General features: G+C 35.6%; 24 protein-coding genes and 1 riboswitch. Of the genes, 15 read left to right on the top strand and 9 right to left on the bottom strand.

All coding sequences use genetic code 11. From position 1 onward, the window contains the following. The first annotated feature begins 49 nt into the window (after nt 1–49). Nucleotides 50–1,012 carry a tubby C-terminal domain-like protein gene (locus GFJ36_RS17620; protein WP_087984148.1) on the top strand — a complete coding sequence of 321 codons (963 nt, stop codon included), beginning with the start codon at nt 50–52 and terminating at the stop codon, nt 1,010–1,012. Between the two features lie 68 nt (nt 1,013–1,080). Here GFJ36_RS17620 and GFJ36_RS17615 read toward each other — a convergent pair whose 3' ends face one another. Continuing rightward, nucleotides 1,081–1,281: a helix-turn-helix transcriptional regulator gene (locus GFJ36_RS17615; protein WP_087984149.1), complete on the bottom strand. Its 201-nt coding sequence runs from the start codon at nt 1,279–1,281 to the stop codon at nt 1,081–1,083. After that, complete coding sequence (locus tag GFJ36_RS17610; protein WP_073515681.1) at nt 1,269–1,628, bottom strand: DUF3796 domain-containing protein; 360 nt, start codon at nt 1,626–1,628, stop codon at nt 1,269–1,271. The genes GFJ36_RS17615 and GFJ36_RS17610 overlap by 13 nt, the downstream gene beginning before the upstream one ends. Nucleotides 1,629–1,807: 179 nt before the next feature. Here GFJ36_RS17610 and GFJ36_RS17605 point away from each other — a divergent pair, with 179 nt between their 5' ends. The 6 genes from GFJ36_RS17605 (at nt 1,808) to GFJ36_RS17580 (ending at nt 7,472) form a co-directional block, all read left to right on the top strand. Then, complete coding sequence (locus GFJ36_RS17605; RefSeq protein WP_087984150.1) at nt 1,808–2,002, top strand: hypothetical protein; 195 nt, start codon at nt 1,808–1,810, stop codon at nt 2,000–2,002. A gap of 79 nt (nt 2,003–2,081) precedes the next feature. After that, nucleotides 2,082–2,807, top strand: coding sequence for an ABC transporter ATP-binding protein (locus GFJ36_RS17600; protein ID WP_087984151.1), 726 nt, complete (start codon nt 2,082–2,084; stop codon nt 2,805–2,807). Further along, entirely contained in the window at nt 2,800–4,458 is a 1,659-nt protein-coding gene (locus GFJ36_RS17595; RefSeq protein WP_087984152.1) for a putative ABC transporter permease subunit, read from the top strand. The genes GFJ36_RS17600 and GFJ36_RS17595 overlap by 8 nt, the downstream gene beginning before the upstream one ends. Nucleotides 4,459–4,514: 56 nt before the next feature. After that, nucleotides 4,515–5,273, top strand: a complete 759-nt coding sequence (locus tag GFJ36_RS17590; RefSeq protein WP_048544550.1) for an SDR family oxidoreductase — start codon at nt 4,515–4,517, stop codon at nt 5,271–5,273. Between the two features lie 338 nt (nt 5,274–5,611). Further along, a complete protein-coding gene (locus tag GFJ36_RS17585; protein WP_087984155.1) occupies nt 5,612–6,322 on the top strand; it encodes a hypothetical protein in 711 nt (236 codons plus the stop codon). Between the two features lie 79 nt (nt 6,323–6,401). After that, on the top strand, nt 6,402–7,472 hold the full coding sequence (locus GFJ36_RS17580; RefSeq protein WP_087984156.1) for a pyruvate kinase: 1,071 nt from the start codon (nt 6,402–6,404) through the stop codon (nt 7,470–7,472). A gap of 50 nt (nt 7,473–7,522) precedes the next feature. Here the strand turns inward: GFJ36_RS17580 and GFJ36_RS17575 are convergent, their stop codons facing one another. Together GFJ36_RS17575 and GFJ36_RS17570 are read right to left on the bottom strand one after the other, a co-directional pair. Beyond that, entirely contained in the window at nt 7,523–7,804 is a 282-nt protein-coding gene (locus tag GFJ36_RS17575; RefSeq protein WP_002008111.1) for a DUF1292 domain-containing protein, read from the bottom strand. Between the two features lie 155 nt (nt 7,805–7,959). Further along, complete coding sequence (locus GFJ36_RS17570) at nt 7,960–8,643, bottom strand: NAD(P)H-dependent oxidoreductase (RefSeq protein WP_097889835.1); 684 nt, start codon at nt 8,641–8,643, stop codon at nt 7,960–7,962. 128 nt (nt 8,644–8,771) lie between these two features. On the opposite strand from GFJ36_RS17570, the gene GFJ36_RS17565 reads away from it, so the two are divergent. Beyond that, nucleotides 8,772–9,152 (top strand): winged helix-turn-helix transcriptional regulator, encoded by a 381-nt coding sequence (locus GFJ36_RS17565; protein WP_000340656.1) that lies wholly within the window; start codon nt 8,772–8,774, stop codon nt 9,150–9,152. Between the two features lie 58 nt (nt 9,153–9,210). Here GFJ36_RS17565 and GFJ36_RS17560 read toward each other — a convergent pair whose 3' ends face one another. From GFJ36_RS17560 to GFJ36_RS17545, 4 genes are all read right to left on the bottom strand, one after another. After that, the gene (locus GFJ36_RS17560) at nt 9,211–9,810 is read right to left on the bottom strand and encodes a hypothetical protein (RefSeq protein ID WP_087984158.1); all 600 of its coding nucleotides are present in this window, start codon (nt 9,808–9,810) and stop codon (nt 9,211–9,213) included. Between the two features lie 262 nt (nt 9,811–10,072). After that, entirely contained in the window at nt 10,073–10,384 is a 312-nt protein-coding gene (locus tag GFJ36_RS17555) for a hypothetical protein (RefSeq protein ID WP_087984159.1), read from the bottom strand. 162 nt (nt 10,385–10,546) lie between these two features. Continuing rightward, nucleotides 10,547–11,824 (bottom strand): histidine--tRNA ligase, encoded by a 1,278-nt coding sequence (locus tag GFJ36_RS17550; RefSeq protein WP_087984160.1) that lies wholly within the window; start codon nt 11,822–11,824, stop codon nt 10,547–10,549. Between the two features lie 281 nt (nt 11,825–12,105). Further along, nucleotides 12,106–13,899, bottom strand: a complete 1,794-nt coding sequence (locus GFJ36_RS17545; RefSeq protein ID WP_097889836.1) for a hybrid sensor histidine kinase/response regulator transcription factor — start codon at nt 13,897–13,899, stop codon at nt 12,106–12,108. 268 nt (nt 13,900–14,167) lie between these two features. Between GFJ36_RS17545 and GFJ36_RS17540 the strand changes: the two genes are divergently transcribed. From GFJ36_RS17540 to GFJ36_RS17520, 5 genes are all read left to right on the top strand, one after another. Beyond that, the gene (locus GFJ36_RS17540) at nt 14,168–16,330 is read left to right on the top strand and encodes a serine hydrolase domain-containing protein (RefSeq protein WP_098961673.1); all 2,163 of its coding nucleotides are present in this window, start codon (nt 14,168–14,170) and stop codon (nt 16,328–16,330) included. A gap of 241 nt (nt 16,331–16,571) precedes the next feature. Next, nucleotides 16,572–17,048 carry a Cys-tRNA(Pro) deacylase gene (gene ybaK / locus GFJ36_RS17535; protein ID WP_087984163.1) on the top strand — a complete coding sequence of 159 codons (477 nt, stop codon included), beginning with the start codon at nt 16,572–16,574 and terminating at the stop codon, nt 17,046–17,048. A gap of 268 nt (nt 17,049–17,316) precedes the next feature. Further along, nucleotides 17,317–17,826 carry a DinB family protein gene (locus tag GFJ36_RS17530; RefSeq protein ID WP_087984164.1) on the top strand — a complete coding sequence of 170 codons (510 nt, stop codon included), beginning with the start codon at nt 17,317–17,319 and terminating at the stop codon, nt 17,824–17,826. Nucleotides 17,827–18,138: 312 nt separating this feature from the next. Continuing rightward, a riboswitch (purine riboswitch) is annotated at nt 18,139–18,242 on the top strand. A 175-nt stretch (nt 18,243–18,417) separates the two neighbouring features. After that, nucleotides 18,418–19,296: a 5'-methylthioadenosine/S-adenosylhomocysteine nucleosidase gene (locus tag GFJ36_RS17525; RefSeq protein ID WP_087984165.1), complete on the top strand. Its 879-nt coding sequence runs from the start codon at nt 18,418–18,420 to the stop codon at nt 19,294–19,296. A 473-nt stretch (nt 19,297–19,769) separates the two neighbouring features. After that, nucleotides 19,770–20,597 carry an endonuclease I family protein gene (locus GFJ36_RS17520; RefSeq protein ID WP_048544587.1) on the top strand — a complete coding sequence of 276 codons (828 nt, stop codon included), beginning with the start codon at nt 19,770–19,772 and terminating at the stop codon, nt 20,595–20,597. Between the two features lie 142 nt (nt 20,598–20,739). On the opposite strand, the gene GFJ36_RS17515 is transcribed toward GFJ36_RS17520, so the two are convergent. After that, nucleotides 20,740–22,170: a YfcC family protein gene (locus GFJ36_RS17515; RefSeq protein ID WP_097889838.1), complete on the bottom strand. Its 1,431-nt coding sequence runs from the start codon at nt 22,168–22,170 to the stop codon at nt 20,740–20,742. Between the two features lie 202 nt (nt 22,171–22,372). Here GFJ36_RS17515 and rraA point away from each other — a divergent pair, with 202 nt between their 5' ends. Together rraA and GFJ36_RS17505 are read left to right on the top strand one after the other, a co-directional pair. Further along, nucleotides 22,373–22,852 (top strand): ribonuclease E activity regulator RraA, encoded by a 480-nt coding sequence (rraA, locus tag GFJ36_RS17510; RefSeq protein ID WP_087984167.1) that lies wholly within the window; start codon nt 22,373–22,375, stop codon nt 22,850–22,852. Nucleotides 22,853–23,190: 338 nt separating this feature from the next. Further along, complete coding sequence (locus GFJ36_RS17505) at nt 23,191–24,987, top strand: DUF4430 domain-containing protein (protein WP_157349691.1); 1,797 nt, start codon at nt 23,191–23,193, stop codon at nt 24,985–24,987. Nucleotides 24,988–24,995: the final 8 nt, after the last annotated feature.

The raw sequence follows: 24,995 nt of genomic DNA, 5'->3' as shown, positions 1-24,995 counted from the left end.
CGTTCAATTTATAGGTACGATCGGTGTAATAACTAGAGGTGAGTGAAAGATGTTAACGTTTTTATTTGAGTTAGACAAAAATATTCCGCAGAAGGATGAGCCACGGTATGCCGCTTATGCAAATGGCTTTATTGAAGGGGATGTAACGATGCTTGTCGGTGACAGCGTACTTTTTCAGAAGTCATGTATGAAGGTTGCAGAGCTCGGCATTTATTTAGGACAGTGGATGGAACAAGTGCAACATGGGAAGAACGAACAGTTGAATTATGAAACGAGTAACCGTGAGGAAGTAATTCTCGGATTCTTATATGAAGAGGAAGATCAGTGGAGAGTTGCTTCCAGTTGGCAGCAATTTGAACTTCAGGAGCGTATATCCACTACAGTATTAGTAGAAAGCGTTGGGCGTTATTTGAATGAGCTCAATAAGGAGCTGCGCGCGATAGAATATCCTGTGACGTTTGATCAGTACTTAAGAGGAGAGCGAATGATGCAGCTTTCTTATAAACGACTGTGTGATAGTAAAGCGGATACGACTTCAATAGAGGTTTACAATGGAAGCGAAGGAGTAGGCGTAGTACGGGGCTATTATAAAAATGCGTTGATGAAAGTGCTAGACTTCATTCCGAAAGTCGGTAGTAATATCATTTATGAAATAAAGGATAGTAAGGACAATATTCGTGTCATTGCAAAGGATGTAAGTAGGCAGCGTCAAAGAAGAATTTTAGTAACGTACATCGATAATAATGATGCAGAGCATGAAATACTTGTATGTGACGGAAAGTTATTAGATGCAAATTTCTTATTTACTTTTACATATAAGGGAGAAGAATATGTTGTTCACAAAACTTCAATTGGGCTTGGAAAGTTATTACGAAACGGCTATGTAATCGCAGATTGGAATATTCGTCTTGAGGAAGATATGTATTATATCGAGATGGATGTATATGATGAAAATTATATAGAAGATCAATACTTACTGTTAGGCGTATTTCATGCTGTTTTGTATGGTTGATAAATGAGAAGTACCGGCATTCTTCATGGGAAGGATGCCGGTATTTTTATGTGATTTTGTGTCCTTAATTAATCCTCAAAAATAAAAATCTCATCAATCGTACTATGAAGTGCCTTCGCTATATCGTGAGCGAGTTGTAAGGAAGGGTTGTATTTTCCTTTTTCGAGATGGCTTATCGTTTCACGACGTACACCAACAGTTTTCGCTAAATCTTCTTGTGTCATGTTCGATTTGGCGCGGTATTCTTTTATTCTCGTTACGAACGCCATGGCGCATCTTCCATTTCATCAACAGGTTTATCATAAAAGAACATAGAGAAGCCGAACGTAAGAATGAGTGTGCTGAAAATAAGAGCGATATCAATCTCTTGTAGCACCGGGTTTGGAAATAACATTTCAATAAACATAATGATAGCGGTCGTTAGTAATGTAACGATAAAGGCATTGCGGCACGATTTATTGACGATTTGTTCAAATAGTTCATCGTGTTGAACCGTTCTATACGTTGTGAAAAAGGAGAAGAAACAAAACATAGTAAACAATCCTTTTTCATAAAAAAAGCCGAGGAAACCGAAGAAACCGAGAAATCCTAAATATTTTATCCAAGTTGTTTTCACGATAGATTCTCCTTTCAGTGTTAGAAATAAATCACGTTATGTTATAAATATATCACATGTGAAAATGTATAGTAATAATAGTTTTCCAATTCTTTTCATAATAATAGTAAAAAGAGGAAATATACTGCGAAATAAAGAGGATAATATTGTAAAATGGTTGTAAGGAGGGGGAGGAAGGCATGTTAACTTGGATCATGATCGTTGTATTACTTGTAGTCATTACTGTAGTAGCGACGGTGTTAATTGGGCGAAAGGGTGATGCGAATTATAGTAAAGCAACAAAGGGGAATATTAGAAGGCTTACGATGATTTATATTATACTAGCTGTCGTTTTAATCGTTGGATTAGGCGTGTATATTTATTTTAAAGGTTAAAAAACTGAAAAATAAAAAAATAGAAGTATGCTATAATGTTAATATAGTTATTTGGTAATTAAGGAAAGGATTGGATGTAATGATTGAAATTACGAATGTGTCAAAAAGTTATAATGGGTCTACTTATGCAGTAAAAGATTTAAGTTTATCTGTGCCTAGCGGAGAAATTTTTGGATTTCTAGGGCCGAATGGTGCGGGTAAATCAACGACAATTAAAATGATTACTGGTATTCATGGGGTGGACAAAGGGACGATTACGATTAACGGTATAGATATTATGAAAAATCCGATGGAAGCGAAAAAGACGTTTGGTTATGTGCCAGATAGCCCAGATATGTTTTTACGTTTAAAGGGAATTGAATATTTAAACTTTATGGCAGATATGTATGAAGTGCCGAAAGAAGTGCGACAAGAACGAATTGAGTCTTTAGCGAAGAAATTTGATCTTTACAATGCGTTATCGGATCAAATTCAAAGTTACTCGCACGGTATGAGACAAAAAATCGTTATTATTGGTGTGCTCGTGCATGAGCCAGATGTATGGATTTTAGACGAACCGTTAACGGGGCTTGATCCTAAATCTGCATATATTTTAAAAGAAATGATGAGAGAACATGCGGATAAAGGGAAGATTGTATTTTTCTCTACTCACGTATTAGAAGTAGCTGAAAAAATATGTGACCGCGTTGCGATTATTAATAGGGGAAATTTGCAGTTTAAAGGAAATTTAGATGAAATGAGAGATCATTTTAAATCCAATGAATCACTTGAAAAAATGTTCTTGGAGATGACGGGCAATGAGTAAAATTTGGACGTTAACGAAAGTATTATTAAAATTAAATTATGCGGATTTTATAACAGATAAGAAGAAGCGATGGGCGTATTTATTTTCATTTGCAGCTATTTTATTTGTCGGCTTTTTACTGTTTGGTTCTATCACACACGCAATGTATGAGGGAATGATACATTTAGGGCAAAATCCGGGAATGATTATCGCAATGGGACTTGCGATTGCGAGTATTTGGGTATTTTTAATGAGTATTACGAACATTTTAACTGTATTTTACTATAGTAATGACATTGAAATGTTGTTGCCATTACCATTAAAACCAGCGCAAATTATTTCGGCGAAATTTTTAACAGTATTAATTACACAATACGTAATGAGTTCATTCATTTTATTACCAATCTTTATTACGTACGGGTTAAAAAGTGGCGCATTTATTACATATTACATATACATGATTTTTATTTACTTACTCTTCCCGATTGTGCCGTTAATATTAGCGTCGTTACTGATGACAGTTATTATGAGGTATACAAATATAGCGAAAAATAAAGACCGAGGAAATATATTTATTGGAATCGTAAGTATACTATTTATTGTAGGAATTAATGTGTTTTTACAGTGGAAAAATAAAAGTTCGTTTTCTGAAGATGCAATTACGAATTACCTAGCGAACAACGAATCTTCTCTTCTAGTACAAATGACAAACTATTTTCCAACTACATATTTCGGAGCAGTGGCATTAGTAGAAAATGCAAATTGGAAGGGTCCTTTATACGTAATCATCTTTGCACTTATTTCATTTGTATTCTTTGTGTTGTTTTATTACATTGCAGAGCGTACATATTTAAAAGGGGTTATTGGGCTTTCAACGAGTACAGCAAAAAAAGAGGTCATTTCAGCAGAAGGCTTACAGAAATCAACGGTACAAAGTTCACATTTGAAAGCATATGTGAAAAAAGAATTTAAAACGTTATTCCGTACACCACAATTTTTCTTAAATTGTATCGTACAAACTTTCGTTATGCCGATTATGTTATTCTTTGTTTTATTCGTGCAAGACGGGAATTTAAAGTGGATTACAGGGTATATTGATAACCCAAAATCGGCAGGCCTTGCAATTGGTGTTGGTCTTTGTGCATCGCTATTTTTAATGGGAAGTAACGTTATCGCGACAACATCATTTTCACGTGATGGAAGCTCTTGGTTTGTGAATCGTTATTTACCTGTAAAAGCTTCGGATATCTTTTTTGCGAAAGCAATCACGGCTTGGTTAATTAATGTGATCATTTTAGCAGTATTCGGCATTACGATGGCGGTTGTAGCTGGGATTTCTCCTGTATTCATGTTACTGTGGTTTTTACTAAGTGCGAACGGTTTACTGTTAATTAATTTAATTGGTACACGCTGGGATGCACAAACTGCGGATATACATTGGGATACAGAGCAGAAATTATTTAAGAGCCGATATACAACTTTGTGGAACTTTTTAGCTAATATTTTTATAGCTTTAGTTATTGTAGCGGGAGTAAGTCTATTATACTTCTTCCTTCAAGTAGGACTGTGGGTTATGTTTATCGTTTTATTTGTAATGTTTACGATTGTAAATTATATCTTCATTAAAATTTTAAAATTAGGTGCAGAACGCATATTATCAAATATTGAATAAAAAGATAGATCCTCTGTATTCGTGCAGGGGATTTATCCATAGATGGAGGAGAAAAGGTGAAGAAAATAGCAATTGTAACAGGGGCAACTCGTCTGAATGGAATTGGTGCAGCTGTATGCAAGGTGCTTGCTCAAAAAGGGATAGACATTTTTTTCACGTACTGGTCTCAGTATGATAAAGCGATGCCGTGGGGAATGCATGACAAAGAGCCCTTTTTGTTGAAAGAGGAGATTGAAAGTTTAGGTGTTCGATGTGAAATGGCAGAAATCAATTTATCGCAGTCGTATTCGCCAAATCGTTTGTTTTATATGGTCTCAGAACGTTTAGGTGATCCATCTATTTTAATTAATAATGCAGCGTATTCTACACATACGAGAATTGAAGAATTAAATGTAGAACAGCTAGATAAACATTATACAGTAAATGTCCGCGCTACTATGCAATTAAGTTCATTATTTATAAAACATTATGCACTGAAAACGAATGGAAGTATTATTAACCTTACTTCAGGACAGTCACTAGGGCCAATGCCTGATGAACTAGCATACGCAGCAACGAAAGGAGCAATTGAAGCATTTACAAAATCAGTAGCACCAGTTGCGATGGAGAAGGGGATTACAGTGAATGCTGTTGATCCAGGACCGACGAATACAGGATGGATTACAGAGGAGCTGAAGCATCATTTAGTATGGAAGTTCCCACAAGGTAAAGTAGGAGAACCGTCAGATGCAGCACGCTTAATTTCTTTTTTAGTAAGTGAAGAAGCAAAATGGATTACGGGGCAAGTCATTCATTCGAACGGTGGTTACTCATAAATATATTATGTTAACAATTGTTGAGAAACAAAAAAATAAAAGAAAATTTTATTTTTTTGTTTAAATAAAATGTCAAGAAAGATAAAAATTTGATAGGAGAGTATATCGTCATATGAAGATAGTAATTCTTCATTTGACAATATACTCTTTTTCTTTTACTACAGAGAAGAAAAATGAAGTAGAAGAAACTCGAATATTCAAATGAGTTTATCAGTTTTTGTACGTATTATTATGAAGATTACTGTCGGAAAGATGGTAATTCATGTGAAAAGGGATTTTTTAAGGGGAAATCGAATCGTAAAGGGGAGGATAAATAAAGTAAACATAGGGGGATTTATATGAAAATGAAAAAGGTCGCTATCGCATCGATAACAATTGGTACAATGCTTACTATGGCAGCTTGTAGTCCTTCAGCAGATAAAGAGACAGAAAAGAAAGAGCAAGTAACAGCGCAAAATGAAGGAGAATCAAAAACGACAAGTGCGGATGAGACGTCAAAAACAACGAAAGATACTGAAAAAGATACAAATACTTCTTCAAATGAAAAAACAGATAAGGATGCAAAAAATACGAAAGAATCATCAGGAACAGAGAGTAACGGTAAAACGTCATCTCAAAATGAGAATGTGAAAACAAAAGAAAAAGAGACGACAGGAAAAACGAATGACGAAACGACTAGCGGAAAAACAACAGATCAAAGTACAAGTACAAACTCAAACGGAAAAACAACGAAAGATCCGAAGAAAAGCGTAGCTGTGAAAACAAATGTAAAAGAAGTTGCTGCATTAGTTGATAGTTTAGACAAGCAATTAGCTGCAAATCCGAAATTAGAAACAGTAAATAAACTTGGAAAACAAATTAATGAAAAGTGGGATGTAATCGAGAAAGAGTTAGAAGCATCTCACCCAGCTGAATATAAAACAATCGGACAAAGTATGTATCCGTTAATTGTAGGAGCGGAGAAAGAAAAGATAGATATTAATAAAATGAAATCATTAACGACGAAAACGAAAAAAGATTTAACTCAGTTATTAACGAAACTTTCGTAGTTTGAAAAGCCTACTGTGGAAGTAGGCTTTTTTGTATTGAGAGTGTAAGTAAAGTTTATGGTAAACCTAACGAAAAAGGATGGTGATAAAAATGACAATCGATCGAGTTTGTACAATTGGGCCAGCAAGTAATAATAAAGAAACGTTAGCGCAGTTAATAAACAATGGTATGAAAATAGTGCGCTTGAATTTATCACATGGCACGCATGAAAGTCATAAAGACATCATTCGTTTAGTCAAATCGTTAGACGATTCTATTAAAATTTTAGGCGATGTACAAGGTCCTAAAATAAGGTTAGGTGAAGTAAAAGGAGAACAAATTACACTTCAGGCGGGAGATTCTTTTATTTTACATACGCAAGCAGTTACAGGGAGCAATAGAGAAGCAAGTGTTGATTATGAAGGAATCACGAATGATGTGAAAGTTGGAAGTAGAATTTTAATTAATGATGGAGAAGTTGAGTTAATCGTTGAAACGGTAAGCGCGGATAAAATAGAAACAAAGGTCAAAACAGGTGGTAATATCTCATCTCATAAAGGGGTGAACTTACCAGGGGCAATCGTTAGTTTACCAGCTATTACAGAGAAAGATAAAAAAGACATTCAGTTTCTTTTAGAAGAGGATGTTGATTTTATCGCATGTTCTTTCGTACGGAAACCTAGTCAAATAAAAGAAATACGAGATTTTATACAACAGTATAAAGAAACATCACCTAATGTAATTGCCAAAATAGAAACGATGGAAGCGATCGAGAATTTTCAAGATATATGTAAAGAAGCAGACGGAATTATGATTGCAAGGGGTGATTTAGGAGTAGAGTTGCCGTATCAATTTATTCCGCTCTTGCAGAAAATGATGATTCAGGAATGTAATCGAACGAATACATATGTTATTACAGCGACACAAATGCTTCAATCAATGGTAGATCATTCTATTCCAACAAGGGCTGAGGTAACTGATGTGTTTCAAGCTGTACTGGACGGAACGAATGCAGTTATGCTTTCTGCTGAAAGTGCATCAGGCGAGCATCCAATTGAAAGTGTAAGAACATTACGTCTCGTTTCTGAATTCGCTGAGCATGTGAAAAAAGACGGGCCTTTTGTGATGAAAGATGTACTGGAATTGTTGCATAAGTCTTTGGGTGAGTGATAAATAAAAAGAGGGCGGATATGCATCCACCCTCGTGTTTTTCATTCTTATTATTCTTGCTCTTGCTCGTCCAAAATTTTATCAAAAGCAGCAGATACTTTATCAAACTCTTCATCATTTTCAATGTATGAAAACTCATTATCTTCTTCTACTTTTAAAAAGAAAATATCAATGTCTTCCTCAGATTCTGTTTGAATGTCTTCTACGAAGGCAACTGCAATATATTCTGCGCCTTCGACATCCATCGCTCCGAGTACTTCTACTTCCTGATCCTCATTATTCTCATCACTGAGAGTAAACACTTCGCCAACTTCAATATCAGACATATCCATTCTCCTCCTGTTCGACTCTAAAAAATAGAGCGCTCAAACTGTATACATACTAACATATCTTTCCATGAAAAATCAATTTCATACATTAGAAAAACAAATGATTCTTCAATAGAATAAGTATTTAGCTAGAAGGAGTTTTATTTGTGAGTGCTATATTACTTAATCCATTCAACAATTGTATCCATAGTCTGTCTTGTTTTATCACGCTTTGGCTCTTCTTTACGGTAACCAAAGGCAACCATAACTGATGCTTCAAGATTATCGTCTTTTATAATGCCTTCTTGACGAAGTAAAGAATCTACTTTTTCTTTATCAAATCCTTCTATTGGACAAGAATCAATACCGATTTGAGCTGCGCTCGTCATCATATTACCTAAAGCAATATAAGTTTGCTTAGATGCCCAATCAAATACAGCACGATCGGATTGTAATAAGTTAAAATCTGTTTCCTGGAACTTTTTGAAGAATTCATATCTAATTTGTTGAGTGTCTTCAGGTAATCCAATAATATCGTTCATCATATGTTTAATATACTCTGCATCATAATGCATATCTTTAATGTTTCTTGAAAGAACAATAACAAAGTGACTAGCTGTTGCAAGTTGCCCACCAGCGCCCCATGAATGCGGTTGTAGTTTTTCTCTTAATTCTTTATTTTGTACGACAATAAATTTCCAAGGTTCATATCCAAAAGAAGAAGGAGATAATCTTCCTGTTTCTAAAATGAAATGAAAATCTTCTTCTGAAATTTTGTACATAGGATCGAACTCTTTACATGCATGTCTGAAATGAAAGGCCTCCATAATTTTCTCTTTTGTAATTTCTTTTGTATTTGTCATAAAAGTTCCTCTTTTCATTAATGTATTTTGTAAGTAAATTATATTTTTAAAGTAACATCGATACAAGTACGCACATTTATGTGTTATAGTATCAAAAAAGATACTATTGGTAAGGGAAGGGACTTATGATGGATTGTTCAAACGAAAATAATATAAATTACCCATTTTTAAATAAATATTCTTGTCCAGTGGAAGCTATGGTTGAGGTTATTGGCGGAAAATGGAAAGGGGTTATTTTGTATCATTTATTAGATGGTACAAAGAGATTTAATGAATTAAAAAGATTAAAACCTAATATCACACAAAGAATGTTAACACTGCAGCTGAGAGAACTTGAAGCAGATGGCATTATACATCGTGAAGTATACCGTGAAGTGCCGCCAAAAGTAGAATATTCGTTAACGGAGCTTGGTGAATCGCTACGTCCAATGATTCTATTAATGATGGAGTGGGCAACTCATAATATGGAGAAAGTTTTGGAGAGTAGAAATACGAAAAATAATAGTTAAGAGTTGTAGAAATAAAAGGTGTTTTCCATACGTGAAGACACCTTTTATTTCTGTATTTTTACTTTTTAACTTCAACTGCTGAAGTTGGAATGGCAGCCAAGTTTGCAGTTTTACCATACCAATCAGCATGTTTAAAAACAACACCTTTTCCATATCCTTCAGTTGAAGTACGTTCCCATAGCGTTGTTGAATAGCTAGCAGTAGGGGATGCTGTACTTACAGAAGAAATTTGATTTTGCCAACTAGGAGACAAGTTTTTATAACCGCTACTTAGAGAAAAATATTCGCTACCTTGATTTGTACGTTTATAGAAGTCTGTACTACCAGGTCCGCTTCCTTCAACACCAAGGGGAGTGATTGTATTATTCAACCTTTGTTTATCTTTTTCAATAAAAGCCTCTAAACTTTCTTTGCTCGAAAATCCATAAGATAACCAGTCTCCATTTTGATTTTGTTTCGGTAGAACTAGCGTTATTTTTACGTCTTCCTTTGATGGAGCACTCAATTTGTTAAACGAATCAACAGTCTTTTCATCTACAGTTACATATTCGAAAGAGGAAATCGTATAATCTTTTTCGGTACTAGCTGATACTGATCCTAGCCCTCCAGTTAACGATGAAACAGTTAATAATGCACCTACTACTAACTTTTTAAGCATGAATTCATCTCCTTTAAACTTAGATTTTTTACATAACTAAAATGTATGATAATTAAGTTGTATTGTAAATATTTAGAATTTTATAAAAATAAAACAGAATATTCTTTTATTAGTCTGGAGTAGGGAAAGTAATTTGAAATTAAAAAAGGATTTACTTAAAAAGTAAATCCTTTTTGGGTGTTAACAATAAAGTTATTGTGTAAATTTTGCAATTTGCTAACCGACTTCAAAACTCTACTGATTAAAGTTTCATTTTATCCAGCTATGAATCATACACTTCTTTTGCATTCGTAGAAGCAGCATCTAATAAAAGGAAAAAGGCTGCTATAAAATGTAGAACCATTTCTATATAAGGAAAGAAGGCAACTAGGGTAACGATAATACCGATATAATGAGGGTACGCATTCATGCCTGCTTTTTTAGCTAATAAAATAGTAGTGATATGTAAAGCAATTAATAGTAGCAAAGGTATCCCATTTAGGTTAACAAGACTTGGAAATACATAATAACAAGGAAGTAATAAAAGGTGATAGATACCTGTAGTCCACTTTAGTGCTTGTATGTAGGTTTTCAAAGTAAATCCTCCTAAAATAATTAATATCTATATATTGCCAAAAATAATAGGTAATTGGATATTAAATACTTGTGATTTTTAGTAGAATATAATTGTTTTATGTTAACTAATGGTTTCGTTATCTATAAAATAGAAAAACCACCCAAGCGAGGGTGGTTCGTATTATAAATAACTATTTAAAGAAGAAAGGGGAACCTTCACCTCACTACCTTCCTTCATATTCCGCAGCATAACGGTTTCTGTACTAAGTTCTTCTTCCCCAATAATAAGCACATAAGGGATGTTTTCCTTATTGGCATAATTAAGGGCCCGTTTTAATTTGCGTCCCGCTAGTTCGAGTTCGACTTTTAAGGAAGTTGTAGAACGTAATTGCTGGGCAATTTGTAAGCATTGTAATTCTGTCCCGAGTGGGATGATAAATACATCCGCTGTAGATGATATTGTTTCTTTCTGAGATAGTGCTGTATAAATAACGTCTAAACCGAATGAAATACCGACTGTTGGATAGCTCATATTATCACCACGGAATGCTCCGATAATATTATCGTATCGACCACCGCTACCGATGCTGGATGTAATCGAGCCATCTTTTAAAAAGATTTCATACACGGTACCTGTATACATTGTAAGTCCTCGTGCTAAAAATGGATTGAATATAGCATTTTCATTTATTCCAAGGGCAATTAAGTATTGCTGTAATTGTTGTAGTTCGTTTACTCCATCGGCAACGAGTGGAGTATTGAAAGCGTCTTTAAAGTCATTAATTGAAAGCTTTAGACAAGATAAAACGGTATTACATATCGTATCAGCCATTTCTTCAGTAATTCCGCGCTCTAGTACATCTTTTCGTACACCATCAATCCCAATCTTTTCGATTTTGTCTAATGATAAAATGACGTCACTCGTTCGTTCAGTAGGGATGTTAATAGATTCGAGAATGCCGTTTAACAATTTTCGGTTATTATATTGGATCGTTACTTCTAAGTTTAACGTTCGGAACAGTTCAAACGCCATACTCATAAGTTCCGCTTCTGCCATGACAGATTCTACACCAACTATATCAACGTCGCATTGTATGAACTCACGAAATCTACCTTGTTTAATTGGCCCATCTCGAAATACTTTTCCAATTTCATACCGTTTAAAAGGGAGGCGGATGTTCGGGTTCATTGCCACGACTTTTGCGAATGGAATGGTTAAATCGTAGCGTAAGGCAAGGTCGCGCTTTCCTTGATCTTTAAGCGTATATATTTCTTTTAAAATTTCATCGCCACCGCCGTACTTGTAAGACATAAGCTCATACATATTTAACGTTGGTGTTTCTAACGGTTTACATCCGTATCGTTCGAACGTGTCTTCACAAGCTCTTTTAATTTTATTTCGCAACACTTGTTCCTCTGGTAAATAGTCTTTCGTTCCTTTTACATTTTTCATTTCCATTATAATCACTCCTTTTTTAAATTAAAAAAAGCTATGCGGGTATAAAAATACCCACATAGCTTTATGAACGCTTCGTGGGTCAACAGGAAAAGCCCTGTACCCACGAAGAAAAATTTTTCTTCGGATACACGGCGTTACGTATGATGATGAAGTTGGAAAGAAGTATTAACATTTCGCATGACAAATCTCTCCTTAACATAAGTTTTTCCAAATTATATCAGATGATTTTTGAATTATCAATATTTTTAGTTGTGAAGCGAAATGTATTCATTGCACATTGCCTACAAGATGTTTTCTGTTCGTGCCATTTTTATCGCTTCTTCACGATTGTTAACACCTAGTTTTGAATAGAGATTTGAGCAGTAATTACGGATTGTTCCTTCAGATAAAAATAGCTTAGCGGCAATAGATTTATAGCGTAATCCGTTTGATAGATGTTCTAAAATTTCCATTTCCCGTTTTGTAAGCCCATATGGAGAAGTTTGTTTAGTTGATTTGATTTTCGCTAATTGCTCACGTTGAATTTTCATTTCTTCAAAAATGCGTGTGGCAACTGATTGGTCAATCCAAGTTCCACCGTTATAAATAAGTTTCAAGGCCTCCTTCATTTCTTGTGGATGAATAGATTTCAACATGTAACCTTCAGCTCCATGTTCAAGTGCTGTTGCTGCTTGTAAGGAATCTTCAAATGTTGTCATAAGTACAATCTTCATATTAGGCCAACGTCGCTTCATTTCTAGTAAAGCCTCAATACCATTCATTTCTGGCATCTGAATGTCCATTAGTACAATGTCAGGTTGTAATTGTTCACATAATTTTAATGCATCAGATCCATCATATGCCTTACCAGCAACAATAAAATCAGTTTGGTGCTCTAAAATTTGCTCTAAACTATTTGTAATAAGTGTCTGATCATCAACGACCAATAAGCGAATTATGTCATGTACAAGTTTTGTTTGTAATGGAATATTACAAACAATTAATGTTCCCTGTTCAACATTAGACTGAACCGATAATGTCCCTTGAATTTGTTCAAGTCGCTCTTTCATTCCGCTGAGTCCAAAGCCAAATTGAATTTCTTTCATTCCAATCCCGTTATCTTCAATTTGCAATCGAAGTTGTTGGTCGTCGAAATGTAGTTGAACGGATATGTTGCTCGCTTTACCGTGCCGAACAGCATTTGTTAACGACTCTTGAAGACAACGGTATAGGCAAAAATTTAGTTTTTGCATTACAAGAGTCTCGTTTCCGATCATACGAAATGTAACGGTTGTACCTGTAGATTTCATAAATTCTTTTGTTAATTGTTGTAGTGATTCACTTAATGAATTACTAAGTGGATTATGAGATAGCTCATGTAGATGCTTTCGAATATCATTTAGACTATGCTGAGCAATACTGATAAGGGAATCAATTCGTTCAAACTGTGAATCCGGTACCGATGATCTTAGTGATGTGACGCCAGCGATGAGAGAAGTAAGTGTATGACCAATTGTGTCATGTAGTTCATGTGACAATCGATTACGTTCTTCTATTAAAGTAAGCTCTTCAATCCTATTAATATGTTGCTCTAATAGTAGTTTTTGCTCTTCAATAATTCGAGATTGCTTATGATACTGAATTAATATATTAAAAGAAATGCCAATGGCAAAACCGAGACTACAACTAACGATTAGTTCATATGGTGGTCGGTTGGCAATCCAAGCATTCAATAGCGGGAATGCAAATCCACAAAAAATACCGCTCCATATATAATTATTTTGATTACTACATAGTCCAATAATGATTACGAGTAAAATGAAAGACCAAAGTAAATTTGGAGCTACGGATGCTAAGTAAAGATAAAAACAACCCGCAGTAATAATATCGAATGCAGGGTACCATTCTGGTTTCTTATATCGAATAATTAATGGTACAAGGTAAACGACAAAAGTGAGAGAAAGTACAATCATACTTGATGTATGAATGGATGTTGGAAACATAAAATTAGCGCCGATGATAACAATTAGCCAAAATGTTCGTACGAGCACAAATATCCAGTCATACCAAATCCATTTTTTTGTGAATGAGAACATAAATTAAGCACCTACTTGTATTTTAAGATTAATTATCAATGATTCAGATTCATCATGTAACATATCTTTGAAATCGTCAATAGAAAAACAGTCAACAAAGTATGTCATATGAAGCAGTTGACAGTTTGTCACATGTTTTATATGACATAGTTGCATAAAGCGTCATAAATAAATTAAAACGTTTTGTCACTATGTGATTTAACAATATTGAAGTTAAGGTGAGGGAGTAAGACAACAGAAAAAATTAAAATAATAGGAGCGATGCATAATGAAGTCATTTATCTTAAGAAAAGGAACAGCCCTTACTTTAACAGGAGCAATATTGGTTGGAGCGTTAGCGATACCTTCTTATGAAAACGTACATGCCGTAAACAAAAGGACATCAATTGAACAAGTTATTGATAAAGCTGCCGATGCAAAGAATATTCCAGGAGTTATTGTTACTGTGAAAAATGGAGAGGCAAGTTGGGCATATGCTTCTGGGGAAGGTAATATTGAGAGAAATCATAGAGTAGATGCTGATTCTGCTTTTAGAATTGGGAGCACAACGAAGACCTTTGTAGCTACAGTAGTATTGCAGCTTGCGGGTGAAAAGAAGTTAAGTCTTGATGATACGGTAGAGAAATGGTTGCCGGGACTTATAAAAGGGAAAGGTTATGATGGCAGCAAAATTACGATTCGCCAACTATTAAATCATACAAGCGGAATTGCTGATTACTTGACTCCAGATCTTAAAGAGAAATTAATAGAGAATCCAAGTGAGAATTATACAGCGGAACAATTAATTTCTCGTGCCTTACAATTAGAACCAGTAAAAGGATGGTCATACTCGAATACGAATATGGTTATTATTGGATTACTTATTCAGAAAGTAACAGGGGAATCATATGCTGAGCAGATACAAAAACGAATTATTGATCCTCTTAGTTTAAAAGAAACAGTTCTTCCTGGAAGCTCAATGGATATTCCGAAAAAAAATGCCCGTGGCTATTTAAATACGGGAGATAAATTAGTAGATATTACTTTGTTTAATCCATCGTTTGCTAATGCTAGTGGTGAAATGATTTCGACAGGAGAAGATATGACAACGTTCTTCCGTGCCTTATTAGGTGGTAAATTACTAACACCGGAAATGCAGAAGGAGATGGTGACTCACACAGTAGATACCCCATTAGGAAAGTATGGACTTGGTATTCACGCAACAAAATTACCAGATGGTACTGAAGTATGGGGACATGGTGGTGGTATCCCTGGTTTTACTAACTTTGCTGGTGGAACGAAAGATGGTCAGCATGTTATCTCGATAAATATTAATGTATTAGGCGCAGAGAAACAAATTAATAATATTTTAGCTTCAGAATTTGCGGCAAAATCAAAAAAGGAACCCACTGATAAGGAAAAGAAAAGTAAACATCGAGAAGAAGTACAAAATGTAATGGATCAATTAGTAACGAATAAAAAAATTCCTAGTGTTATAGCTGGCGGATTAAAGGATGGAAAGCGTTGGTCGTATGCTACCGGAACAGCTAGTTATGAGATGCCACACCCTGTAGAAACGAATTTTTCGTTCCGTATCGGAAGCATAACGAAGACTTTCACTGCTTCTGTTGTACTGCAATTGGCTGAAGAGAAACAATTAAACCTTGAAGATACAGTTGAAAAATGGTTGCCAGGAGTTGTACAGGGTAACGGATATGATGGGAGTAAAATTACAATTCGTCAGTTATTAAACCATACAAGTGGGATTGCAGCATATACTGATTTAGATATGCGAGATATTACATTGCCTCAAAACCCATTTCGTTATTATAGTACCGATGAGCTCATAAGTTTAGCACTTGCAAAGCCGCCTGTATTTGCACCAGGGGAGGGCTGGGACTATTCAAACACAAATACTGTTATAGCCGGGGAAATTATTCGGAAGGTAACAGGAGATACGTATGCGGAGCAAATTAGAAAAAGATTTATTGAACCGCTCGGGTTAAAAGAGACATTTGTAATGGAAGCAAGTTCGCACATACCGGGTAAGCATGCTAATGGATATAATATGGATAGATCAGGTCGTTTATATGATTTGACAGAAATTAATCAGTCATGGGCAAATGCAGCTGGAAATATGGTTTCAACAGTGGAAGATTTGACTACATTCTTCAGTGCACTGTTGGGTGGAAAGCTCTTAAATCAAGAGCTAATGGATCAGATGTTCACAACAGTAGATTCACCTATAGGTAAGGTTGGACTAGGAATTTATGAAGAGAAAACATCAGATGGACAATCGTATTGGGGGCATGCTGGTGGGACTTTTGGATTTGAAACAAGGGTTGGTGGACCTGTTGGAGGAGAACATATTTTAGTAACTGCTATTAATGCAGTAGGACCAGAAGTTATTACAGGCAGGGATAAAATATTTAATAAAGAGTTTGGACGTTAAATGTAAAATCAGCATTAACGGGCAGCCCGATTGGTTCAACTAATAATCAGTGGGGAATGAAGAAAACCCCCACTGATTAAAGTTTCACTTTATGTGATTTTAAATTTAATGGGAAATAAAATCTTTGTAGGATGATGCATAAATATATCTACAAAAATGTGAAGTTATGCAGGTAAAATGGAAAAGGGTGTATAATAAAAGAAAACTTAATAATATGAAATAACCTTTTAAGGAGACCGCTATGAAAAAAGATAAAACAAATGCGATGCGAATATTAGATAAAGAGAAAATTGAATATTCGATGATGTCATATGATCCAGACGATGGAAAAATTGATGGCGTATCAGTAGCAGAGAAAATTGGACGAGAAGTGAGAGAAGTATATAAAACGTTAATCGCTCAAGGAAATAGTAAAAATTATCATGTGTTTATCATTCCGGTAGATGAAGAACTGAACTTGAAAGCAGCAGCAAAAGCGGTTAGTGAAAAGAAGATTGAAATGATTCCTGTTAAAGATATTACGAAAGTATCAGGATATATTCGCGGCGGTTGCTCACCAGTCGGAATGAAGAAGTTATTTTCAACATGCATTGATGCGAGTGCGCAATCGCTTGAAACAATCATAGTGAGCGGCGGAAAGATTGGCGTGCAAATTGAGCTAAAAGTGGATGACTTGATGAAAGTGACGAGAGCTCAGTTTGGTGAAATAACGAAATGATGATACATAGGAAAAGAAGTTTTAATTTTATAGGATAGTTAGCCCGTTATGGGGCTGATTATCCTTTTTTATACATTTTTTTGGCTAATCCAGTAACAAACAAGAACACTAAAACCACGTTAGGATAGGAATGTATAAAAAAAGGAAAGTTTTATTCTTTCGCGAATTCATTATACATGCCGAAATTACGAAATTCGCAAAAAAATCGCAGTAGAGCATTGGAAAGAACATTTTAATTTTCTATAACTCCATAGAGAGGTGATTACGCATGAATCAAAGACCGTCTGAAGAGGAATATGCCGTCAACTTCGGAGAGTATATTAGGTTGGTACCGGAAGGCAACATCATCGACATTTTGCTCGCTCAGGAAAAGCAAATGACCGAGCTGCTGGCATCGTTGACCGAAAGCAATGGCGCGTATCGGTATGCGGAAGGAAAATGGACGCTGAAAGAAGTCGTGGGCCACATTGCAGACGGAGAACGCGTTATGACCTACCGCCTGCTTCGGTTCGCAAGAGGGGACCAGACGCCTCTGTCCGGTTTCGACCAGGAATTGTTCATGCCTCCTTTCGGAAACTGGACAACCGCGCAATTGGCCGAAGACTACCGGGCCGTACGGCAATCGACGATCACACTGCTGCGCGGGTTACCGGAGGAGGCGTGGTCTCGTAAAGGCTCAGCCAACAACGCAAGTATTACGGCGCGCGCCCTCGCGTACGGCATCGCAGGACACGAGATTCATCACATGGGGGTCATCCGAAATCGGTATTTGAGTTAGTTGTCCGGAAAATCGGGACGGAAGCTGCGCGGAAAACGCGGCTTCCGTCCATTCTTTATGGCACCCTTCCCGCCCCGTTCATAGACTGATATGAAGAGGGGACAAGATGGGTTGAAAAAAGCAGCAGCGATCGGTTGTTGTAGGTAAATCTAGTTTAGTATTTGGATTGTAAGTTTTTTGCAGGTATTATCCATTGAAAGATGAAAATACTGTCCATTTAACTTGTAAAAAACGAACATTTAAAATGATTTTAATGAAAATGTTCACATTTAGATTGTGTGCACACTAAAAGTTTGATATATTACCAATATAATAATTTTACACATCGTCACTCGTATATACTCGGTAATATGGTCCGAGCGTTTCTACCTAGTTCCCAATGAAAGAACTGGACTACGGGTTAAAGTATTCGGCCGTGCTATTTCATGAGCGCTACCGATCTATAATTTGGCATTTGTTTTATCTTTTGCTTAATTAACTTTGACTACCGTAGTTCTAGAAAGTAGAGATTCTTCTACAATTTCTAGAACTTTTTTATTTGGACCAAAAGCATCGAGTATAGAAAACAACAAGAGAAAGAGGAGATTATTTATGAAGAAGAATACGTTGAAAAAATGTGCTGCCCTAGTAACTACTGTTGCATTGTCATTATCAATACTTGCGGGATGTAATGTGACTCCAAAACAAGTTGAGGCAAAAAGTAATCAACAACCTATTTTAATTCAAGGGCCAATGCCGATAGAGGCTGAGAAGTTTGCAAAAAGGTTAAAAAATGTGAAAGAAGAAAAGTCTGGAACTTTCGTATTTTATAAAGGCACTGTCGACAATTATCCTGTAATCGTAGCGAAAACAGGTAAAGGAATGGAAAATACAGCGGCCGCTACAGCAGTGGCTATTGAAAAATATAAGCCTAAGGCGATTATTAACCAAGGAACATCAGGTGGACACGATCCAAATTTAAACGTATTTGATATTGTTTTAGGAAAACAAGTAGCAAACATAGGTTCATTAAAAACAACAAATATGGATGAGAATCAAGGAATTGAGCCGACAAAATGGATTTCTATGGACTTAATGGCTTCTGAAGGAAGTGCAGGAGAAGATCCAAATGCTGAGAAAATCCGATACTACGAGGGAGATAAGGATTTACTTGCAGCAGCTAATTCGGTAAAAGATAAATATACAAAAGGTAAAGTGGTTGAAGGGATTATAGGTTCAGCAGATGTTTGGAATAATGAAGTTGATAGAATTAAATGGTTCCATACAAAATACGGTACATCTGTTGAAGAAATGGAAGGTGCTGCCGCAGCGCAAATCGCAAAAGCTTATGACGTACCATTTTTAGGAATTCGAGTATTATCTAACAATAAAACAAACGGCGGAAAATACAATCCAAATACAGCAGCGGCAAATCAAGAATATGTATATGAAGTAATTAAAAAGTATATAGATTCGATAGCAAATAAATAGTAGTAGTTCTGTCTCAATATAAAAATGTTATCATTACTGCGCAATGTGTTGTGAACTCAGAATTACCAAAGTTTCTTTAATTAAAATAGATTGGTGCCTTACATGGTATCCAATCTATTTTTGTACTTATTTTTCAGAGGAAGAAGGGTTTTACACCAAAAAATAAAGACAATTATAGAAAAAGGAAAAGTCGAACGATTTATCAAATATGCATAATTGCATGAAAAAATTGAAATTTATAAGTTAACATTAAACTACTTTTTAATTGTAAAGAATATTTTAATAATCTTTACTAGAGAAGGATATTCCTTGAGAAGTAGATAAACCAAAAGTGTGGAAATAATACAGAATCAATAGAGTTTTGTATTAAATAAAAAGAAAAGGATGGGTATGGCTTTCTAAAAGTTTTTGGGGGTTAGAAAGCATTTTTTAGTTAATAGCTTCAAATTATATGTTAAAGGGGAAATGGGTATATGAAATTTCGAAATACAAAGCTTGCTATGGTTACACTATCTTCATTTTTTATTTTAAGTACTGCATCTCTATCATTCACAGATATCATACACGGTGAAGTAGCTTCTGCATCACCACAAGAGATTACTGTAAAAAGCTATGATGATACATATTATAATAATGCAATAGGAAAAACGGGTTTAGAGTTAAAGAAGGAACTTCATAATATTATTGATGATCATACAAAGTTATCATACAGTGCGGTTTGGGAAGCACTAAGAGATACTGATGAAGATCCAAATAATAAAAACAATGTGATACTCTTATATACTGGGCGTTCGCAAGGGAAACTTACGAATGGTTCAGGAGTTGATAATTGGAACCGAGAGCATGTTTGGGCAAAATCTCACGGTGATTTTGGAACGACTGCAGGAGCTGGAACAGATTTGCATCATTTAAGAGCGACGGATGTATCTGTAAATAGTTCACGTGGAAATCTGGATTTTGATAATGGTGGTGTGAATCATTCGGAAGCGACAGAATGTAAATATGATAGTGATTCTTGGGAACCTCGTGATAGTGTAAAAGGAGATATCGCTAGAATGCTATTTTACATGGCTGTTCGTTATGAAGGAGACAACGGCGAAATAGACTTAGAATTAAATGAAAAGGTGAATAACAATAAAGATCCATACATGGGCAAACTATCCGTTTTACTAAAATGGAATGAACAAGACCCTGTAGATGATTTAGAGCGAAAGCGTAATGAAGTGATTTTTACGAAATATCAACATAATCGTAATCCTTTTATTGATCATCCGGAATGGGTAAATAAAATTTGGAAGTAACATACTTAAAGGTATTTTACTTTGAGAGAAGGGATTGATCACTATGATCAATCCCTGTTTATATCTATACTAGAATAAGTGATTTTTATAGGATTGGAGAATAGAATCGATATTTTATTAAGTAAAGTATAATATGAGTCTTTTAATACGGTCCCCACTCAATATTCACGCCAATAATAAGAAAAATAAGTCCGATGATAAACCAAATGAATGCAAGTGGAGCCATGAAGCGAATCCATTTGCCGTAAGAAATACCGCTCGCTGCGAGTACGCCCATTAAAACACCAGAAGTTGGATTGAGGCAGTTTACTACACCTTCTCCAAGCATAACAGCTTGTACTGTAACTTGACGTGTAATGTGCATGAAATCAGCTAATGGAGCTAATATCGGAATGAAAATAACAGATTCTCCTGTCCCGGATGAAATGAGGAAATGTAATGCGGCACTACTTACATACATGCCGATAACGCCAAATACAGGGCTTTGTCCTTCGAGAGACTGTGAGAGTTGGTTAACGATTGTATCAAGTAATTTGCCTTGTTCTAAAATGACTGAAATACAACGAGCCATTCCGACGATCAAAGCACCGTATATGAGATTTTGGCAGCCTGCTAGAAAAGTAGAAGCGATATCGTTCGCTTTCATACCACCTATTATTCCAGCTGTAATTGCTATGAAAATAAAAGTAGCGGTCATTTCTGCGTCTGTCCAATGTAGACGGAAAGCGCCTATTAAAAATGCAATTAACGATAAAGCCGAAACGAGTAAAATTAATTTGTGACGTATTGTCCAAGGAACTTCAGTTTTCTCTAGTTCTTTCTCACTTGAAAGAGCATTACTTGGAAACCAGTTATCTCCGAGTATGCTTCCTTTATTCGATTTTTTTAAGCGTTTTACATACCAATTAATATATAAAATGGTGGCAATTAAAAAAGAGATATAGATTGCTGTGCGTAAACCAATTCCTGAAAACATCGGAAGTTCGGCGATTTTTTGTGAAATGCCTAAAGGTGAGGGAGATAATATAGTAGCATTAAAACCAGCATAAGTGCCTAAATAAATAATTGCTACACCGACGATAGCATCCCATTTCAATGTGCGTGCAACGATGATGCCGATGGGGATAAAGCCTATAACCGAGTTAACGATAATGCCAGTTGTTCCGAGAATAGAAAAGAGTGCGGCGACAATACAAATGAAAAGTAATTGCTGATTACGAAATTTGTTAATAACATGATAGATTAAACCGTCAAGAGCGCCTGTTTTTTCAAGAATGGCAATGGCTCCACCTGTAAATAAAATTAAGAAGATGATAGGAGCAGCAAGTGTCATTCCTTTTTCAATAGCGGTAAAAAAAGAAACAAATCCTACCGGAGATTGTGGAACAGAATGATAACTTCCTGGTATTGTCGTTGTAACAGTACCGTTTGTAACTCTTTTAAACTCTCCAGCAGGAACGAAATATGTAGCAATGGCACAAAGTAAGGCAATAAAAAATAATAGTACGTACGCGTCAGGCATTTTAAACTTTCGTTTACTCGGCTGCTTTTTTACCTTGGTATGTAATTGCATAAAACCCCTCCTTTTTCACTTGATTAATTTTTAATATTCTGAAATTTATCTGTGAAATAGATTATAATAAAGGTGTCTTCTTAAGGCAATAGTTTTTCTATCCTTTTTCTGCACATACAAATTCTTGCAACATTAGACAGGGAAACGAAAATAATCCAAGAATATGTTATATAGAAAGAATAAGGAAAAGAGGGGAAAAAAGATGTGGAAAACTACGGATCTATGTGATGAGTTTGAAAAGGAATTACAAATATGTCGCCAGTCATTTCGGTCTTTTGGGAAGAAAGAACAATTTCACGGGAAAATTGCAACGGTAAAAGTGAAGGATGATAACGTACTAGTGAAGGAAGGATTGCAAACATTACCAGAAGGAACGGTATTAGTCGTTGATGGCGGAGCGTCTACGAATTGTGCGTTACTTGGTGATAATTTGGCAGCTATTGCGGAGGAAAGAAAGCTGGCAGGAATTATTGTAAATGGATATGTTCGTGATTCTAGTGAACTAAAGAATATTAATATTGGTATTTTAGCGTTAGGGACGATGCCAAATAGAAGTATAAAAGAAGGAAAAGGAGAGCGTGGTATTTCATTGCAATTTGGACAAGTAGAATGGAAGCCGAATGAATATGTTTATGCGGATGAAGATGGCGTCATTATTAGTGAAAAGAGTTTGCATCGTTAAAGGATAGTAAACTACTATTCTTAGAAAATAAATCCGATAAAGCATGGACAAAATTCTTTGTCAATAGTAAAATAATACAGAAATTTATAATTAACAGAATGTATAGGTTTATCGTTTTACGATAACTTGAATGGAAGTCAGTTTTGCCTAGAAAAGTGAATGTTATCACAATGATACGTTCATAAACAAAATTATTTTTCCTATACAAATATAGCCGCGAATGATGTGGGTAGGAGGTGTTGCACAGTTTGTTCGACACTTACAAAAAAAGAGTGTCAATTGCACGCCCTTGAAGGGTCTTTTTTTGTGTAAATAGTAGTAAGGGAGGAAATTTTGGGATGGCAATGTTGAAAAAATGGCTGCTTACGTCGTTAATGGCAGTTACACTCGTATTTGTTTCTTTTGCGAATACAGTACATATTACGTTTGCTGAAGGAAATACAGCAAAACTTGCAATTATTGGTGAATCAAAAAAGGGCATTATGTTATGCCCGAAAGAAGAGCAAATTACAGATGGGGAAACAGCTTTAAGTTTGCTGCAAAAAGTCATGGGGGACAAAGTAACAGCAGAGACGATGTCGTTTGGAACGTATGTTAAAGGCATTGACGGCTTAATGGCTGGGGACACAAGCGGCTGGTTGTATGATGTAAATGATAAATCTGCAGAAGTTGGAGCAGATAGTTATAAATTAAAGTCTGGAGATGTTGTTGTCTTTCGTTTTGTTGCAGACTGGAGCAATATGAGCCAGGAAACATTACAGCAAACATTAGATAAATTTGGTACTTGTAAAACTGTAGAAGAACCAAAGACAGATGACCCAAAACAAGAAAAACCAGAAGAACTAAAAACAGATGATCCAAAACAAGAAAAACCAGAAGAACCAAAGACGGATGATCCAAAACAAGAAAAACCAGAAGAACCAAAGACAGATGATTCCAAACAAGAAAAACCAGAAGAACCAAAAAAAAATGATGAAAAGGTAGAACAACCAAAGCAAGAGAACATTCAAGTTCCAGTAGCGCAAGTAAATGAAGCGATCTTTAAGACATCTGAAAAGATGTTACAAGATGGAATTGAAAGTGATTGGGTAGCTTTAGGCCTTTCTCGTTCTGGAAAGAATGTTCCAATTGAGGCGAAATTAAATTATGTTAAGTCAGTAACTGAAAAAGTAGAAAAGCGCATTAACCGTTTTTCAGCGACAGATTTAGCTAGAACGATTATTATGATGAATGCAATGCAAGCAGACCCTACAAAGGTTGGCGAACATAATTTAGTTCAAAAATTGTACGAATCAGATAAAGTGAATTCTGTTACAGGTTATACATTTGCTTTACTTGCATTTGATACGAAGAAATATGAAGTGCCAGTGAATTCAAAATGGAATCGAGTTGCTTTAGTAGATGCGCTTTTAAACTCACAGCATACAGATGGTGGCTGGACTTACGATAGCGCAAGCAGTAAAGACAGTGCTAGTAGCGTTGATGTAACAGGTATGGTTTTATCAGCATTAGCTCCTTATCAAGAACGAGAAGATGTGAAACCCGCTGTGCAAAAGGCTGTTGCCTATTTATATAACGAACAGCTAGAAAAAGGTGGTTTTTCTGCTGATGGACAAGAAAATTCTAATAGTGTTGCACAAGCAATTATTGGATTATCTCTTGTACAAGATGTAGATCAAAATCGTCTACATAAGGCAATGCAAAATCTACTGTCATACCAACTTCCAAATGGTGAATTCAAATGGTTACCAAGTGATCAAAACGGTAGCGGAATGGCTACAGAGCAAGCATTCTTAGCTTTACTTCAGTTTAAAGATCTTGGGAAATCGATTTATGACTGGTCAACTGTATCTGTTCCTGAAATTGATACGAAACCAAATGTGGATGCAGAAAATATTGTAGTAGAAAAAGAAGTTACTGAGCAACCAGAAGAACAAAAACAAGTACAACAAGAAACGAAAGATGACACGCTAAAAGTTGTTGTCGATAACGAACCAGTTAAAAGCAAAAAGTCAGGAAACGGTAGCACGTTACCAAAAACAGGAGCATCTTCTCATAGTGCAGCTACAGAAGTAGGTATGGGTGTATTATGTATTGCTTCTGCATATGTATTATGGAGACGTAAAGCAGCTTAACAAAAATT

The organism is Bacillus sp. EE-W1 (assembly GCF_009760835.1).
In the GTDB taxonomy this organism is placed as follows: Bacteria; Bacillota; Bacilli; order Bacillales; family Bacillaceae_G; genus Bacillus_A; species Bacillus_A wiedmannii.
The sequence above is the reverse complement of the archived record's forward strand: the minus strand, read 5'-3'. Positions and strand labels throughout refer to the sequence as shown.